The following is a 4,519-nucleotide window of genomic DNA, read 5'->3' on the forward strand; positions in this document are numbered from 1 at the left end:
CACCACTGGCTCACCCCGTCCACCGGCGGTGACCCCCAGTCCCTCGGTCTGCTGCCCGTCGACCACCCCCTCCTCGGGGCGGCGGTCCAGCGGGCGGAGGAGGACGGTCTGGTCCTCACGGGGCAGATCTCCACGGCCGCCCAGCCGTGGCTCGCCGACCATGTGGTGAACGGGGCCGTCCTGTTCCCTGGTACGGCCTTCGTCGAGGCCGCGATCCGGGCGGGTGACGAGGTGGGAGCCTCCACCCTGGAGGAGCTGGTCCTGGAGAGTCCGCTCGTCGTGGAGGCGCGGCAGGCCGTCAGCGTCCAGGTGACCGTCGGGGCGCCGGACGCGTCCGGACGCCGCCCGGTCGCCGTGCACTCCGCGCCGCAGGGCGGCGAGTCGGCCGACGGTCCGCTGTGGACCCGGCACGCCCGCGGCTTCCTGACCCCCGCAGCGGTGCGGGGCGCCGACTCCGCAGCGGCCGGGGTGTTCGCCCACTGGCCGCCCAGGGGCGCCGAAGAGGTGCCCGTCGCGGACGCCTACGAGCGGATGGCCCGCGCCGGTTACGGCTACGGCCCGGCGTTCCAGGGCTTGCGGGCGGTCTGGCGCCGGGACGGGGACGTCTTCGCCGAGGTCGCCCTGCCCGAGCGGGAGAAGTCCGACGGCTGGGGCATCCATCCGGCGCTGCTCGACGCGGCCCTCCACGCCGACGTGCTGAACGAGGTCGGGAAGGAGGCCGCCGGGCCGCTCAGCCTGCCGTTCTCCTGGCAGGGCGTGGAGTTGCACGCGTCCGGTGCCACCACCCTGCGGGTCCGGTTGACGTGGTCGGAGTCCGAGGGCGTCTCGTTGCTCGCCGTCGACCCGGCGGGAGCCCCCGTCGTCTCCGTGAACATGCTGCTGACCCGGCCCGTGGCCGAGGGATCGGTGAGCACGGCGGACGAGGCCGTCCGGCGGATGCTGCTGCGCACGGAGTGGCGGGCCCTCGCGCCGACGCCCGCGCCGCAGCCGTCGGGCCGGTGGCTCGTGGTGGGCGACCGGGCGTCCGGGCTCGCCGCCGCCCTCGCCGCCACAGGCGTGGACGCGCACGCCGTGGCGGACCTGAGCGCCGGCACCTCCGGCCCGACGCCCGACACGTTGCTCCTGCTCCGCGACCGGCCCGCGGGGCGGGCCGAGGACACCGCCGCCGCGACCCGTGCCCGGGTCCACGACACGCTCGCGCACGTACAGCGTCACCTGGCCGACGAGCGGTACGCGGAGACGCGTCTGATCGTCGCCACCCGAGGTGCCGTGCCCGCCGATGCCGCCACCGGCGTGACCGACCCGGCCGGAGCGGCGATCTGGGGTCTCGTCAGGGCGGCGCAGGCCGAACAGCCGGGGCGGGCCGTCCTGGTCGACCTGGAGCCCGGGGCCGGCATGGAAGCCGGTTCCGCCGAGGTGGCCGGGCTGCTCGCCGCGGCCGCCTCCGGAGAGCCGCAGACCGCGGTGCGCGCCGGCAGCCCGCTGATCCCCCGCCTGACGCACGCCACGGACACGGCGCCCGCCGCACCGCGCCGGCTGGACCCCGAGGGGGTCGTCCTGATCACCGGCGGGACCACCGGCGTGGGCCGGCTCGCCGCCCGGCATCTGGTCACCGCGCACGGCGCCCGTCATCTGCTGCTGTTGAGCAGGCGCGGACGCGAGACGGCGGGAGCCGGTGAGCTCGTCGACGAACTGACCGCCCTGGGCGTCTCCGTGACCGTCGAGGCGTGCGACGTGGCCGACCGTGACGCGCTCGCGGCCGTGCTCGGCTCCCTCGACCGCCCGCTGACCGCCGTCGTGCACAGCGCGGGCGTCCTCGCCGACGGCATGGTCACCGGTCTGACCGCGGAGCAGGTCGACACGGTGCTGCGCCCGAAGGTGGACGCGGCACTGCATCTGCACGATCTCACCCGCGACGCGAACCTGGCGCACTTCGTGCTCTTCTCGTCGATCGCCGGCACCATCGGCGGCGTCGGACAGGCCAACTACGCCGCGGCCAACGCCTTCCTCGACGGCCTGGCCGAGCACCGGCGCTCGCTCGGGCTGCCGGCCACTGCGGTCGCCTGGGGCCTGTGGGAGGACGGTGGCCTCACCGCGCACCTGGGTGCCACGGACCGCGGCCGCATCGCCCGCAACGGCGTCAGGCCGCTCACCGCCGACCAGGGACTGGCCCTCCTCGACGCCGCCGTCACCGGCGATGCCGCCGCCTGGGTCGCCGCCCGCTTCGACCACGCCGCACTGCGCCGCCGCCCCGATGGGGTACCCGTCCTGCTGAGCGGTCTGGTGCGCGCGGCAACGCGGCGCACCACCGCCGACGAGGGGGGACGGGCCGACGGCATCCTCGCGGACCTGGCCGGACTGTCACCGGAGGAGGCCGAGCGCGCTCTGCTCGCCCTGGTGCTCCGGCACGCGGCCGCGGTGCTCGGACACGAGACGCCGGACGCCGTACGCGCCGACAGCGTGTTCAAGGACCTCGGCTTCGACTCGCTCTCCTCGGTGGAACTGCGCAACCGGCTCAATGCCGCGACCGGTCTGCGGCTGGCCCCGACCGTCGTCTTCGACTACCCCAACCCGCACGCCCTGGCCGAGCACCTGAACGAGAGCCTCGTCGGCACCTCGGCCTCCGCGTCCTCGCAGCCGGCGCGGACGATCAGCCCTCCGGACGACGACGCCATCGCCGTCGTGGCCATGGGGTGCCGGCTGCCCGGCGGGGTCGCGGGCCCCGAGGACCTGTGGGACCTGCTGCGGTCCGAGACCGACGCGATCAGCGAGTTCCCCACCGACCGTGGCTGGGACCTGGACACCCTGTTCGACCCCGACCCGGACAAGCCGGGCACCTCCTACACCCGCCACGGCGGTTTCCTGGACGGCGCCGGGCGGTTCGACGAGGCGTTCTTCGGCATCTCGCCGCGCGAGGCGCTGACCATGGACCCGCAGCAGCGGCTGCTCCTGGAGACCGCCTGGGAGACCTTCGAGCGCGCCGGCATCGACCCGACGACGCTCGACAGGAGCACGGCCGGCGTGTTCGTCGGCGCCATCGCCCAGGAGTACGGTTCGACCCTGCTGCACGAGGCCCCCGAGGGCCTGGACGGCATGCTCCTCACAGGCAACGCCACCAGCATCATCTCGGGCCGCCTCTCGTACCTGCTGGGGTTGCAGGGTCCGGCGATCACCGTGGACACGGCGTGCTCCTCGTCGCTGGTGGCCATCCATCTGGCCGCCCAGTCGCTGCGGAACGGGGAGTGCTCGCTCGCGCTGGCCGGCGGCGCCACCGTCATCGCCACGCCGGGCACCTTCACCGCCTTCAGCCGGCAGCGTGCCATGTCCCCCGACGGGCGATGCCGTGCGTTCGCGGACAGTGCGAACGGTACGGGGTTCGCCGAGGGCGTCGGTCTGGTGCTGCTGGAACGGCTGTCGGACGCGCGGCGGCTGGGCCATCCCGTCCTGGCGGTGGTGCGCGGCTCGGCGGTCAACCAGGACGGCGCGTCCAACGGCCTGACCGCCCCGAACGGACCGGCCCAGCAACGGGTGATCCGCGCCGCCCTGGCCCAGGCGGGCATCTCACCCGCCGACGTGGACGTCGTCGAGGCCCACGGCACCGGCACATCCCTGGGCGACCCGATCGAGGCACAGGCACTGCTGGCCACCTACGGGCAGGCACGCTCCTCGGACGAGCCGGTGCTGCTGGGTTCGGTGAAGTCCAACATCGGCCACACCCAGGCCGCCGCCGGAGTCGCCGGCGTCATCAAGATGGTGCTGGCCATGCGGCACGGCACCGTCCCGCGCACCCTGCACGTCGACCAGCCGTCGACCCACGTGGACTGGGACACCGGCCACGTCCGGCTGGCGACCCGGACCCAGCCCTGGCCCCGCACGACGACACCCCGCCGCGCCGGCATCTCCTCCTTCGGCATCAGCGGGACCAACGCCCACCTGATCCTCGAGGAAGCACCACCGGAGCCGAGTCCCCTGGGCGTCCCTCTCGGCAAGGACGGTGCACTGGTGCCGTTGGTGGTGTCGGGACGTGACGAGGGTGCGCTGCGTGCGTCGCTGGAACGCGTCGCGGACTTCGTCGAGCGGCACACGGACGTGCCGGTCGAAGAAGTGGCACGAATGCTGGCCGGCTCACGGACCGTGTTCGAACACCGCGCCGCGATCCCCCTCACCGACACCGACCGCGACACCCTGATCCACCGCCTGCGCACCCCCGACGACGTGATGCACGGAACCGGCCGCCCGGTGGGCAACCCGGTATGGGTCTTCCCCGGCCAGGGCGCCCAATGGACCGGCATGGCCGTCCCCCTCCTCGACGCGGGCGGAGTGTTCGCCGAACGGCTCACCCAGTGCGCCGACGCACTCGCACCCTTCGTCGACTGGGACCTGTTCGCAGTCCTGCGCGGCGAACCCGACCAGCCCGGCCTCGACCGCGTCGACGTCGTCCAACCCGCCCTCTGGGCCGTCATGGTCTCCCTCGCAGCACAATGGCGCGCCACCGGAATACACCCCACCGCCGTCATCG

The 4,519-nt window shown here is 74.4% G+C and carries 1 protein-coding gene; it reads left to right on the top strand.

The window, feature by feature from the left end; all coding sequences use genetic code 11:
* The coding region (locus CCN29_RS30625; protein ID WP_143661415.1) for a type I polyketide synthase at positions 1–4,519 on the top strand (4,519 nt) is incomplete at both ends.

It is taken from the genome of Streptomyces pseudogriseolus, assembly GCA_002154585.1.
Lineage (GTDB): Bacteria > Actinomycetota > Actinomycetes > Streptomycetales > Streptomycetaceae > Streptomyces > Streptomyces pseudogriseolus.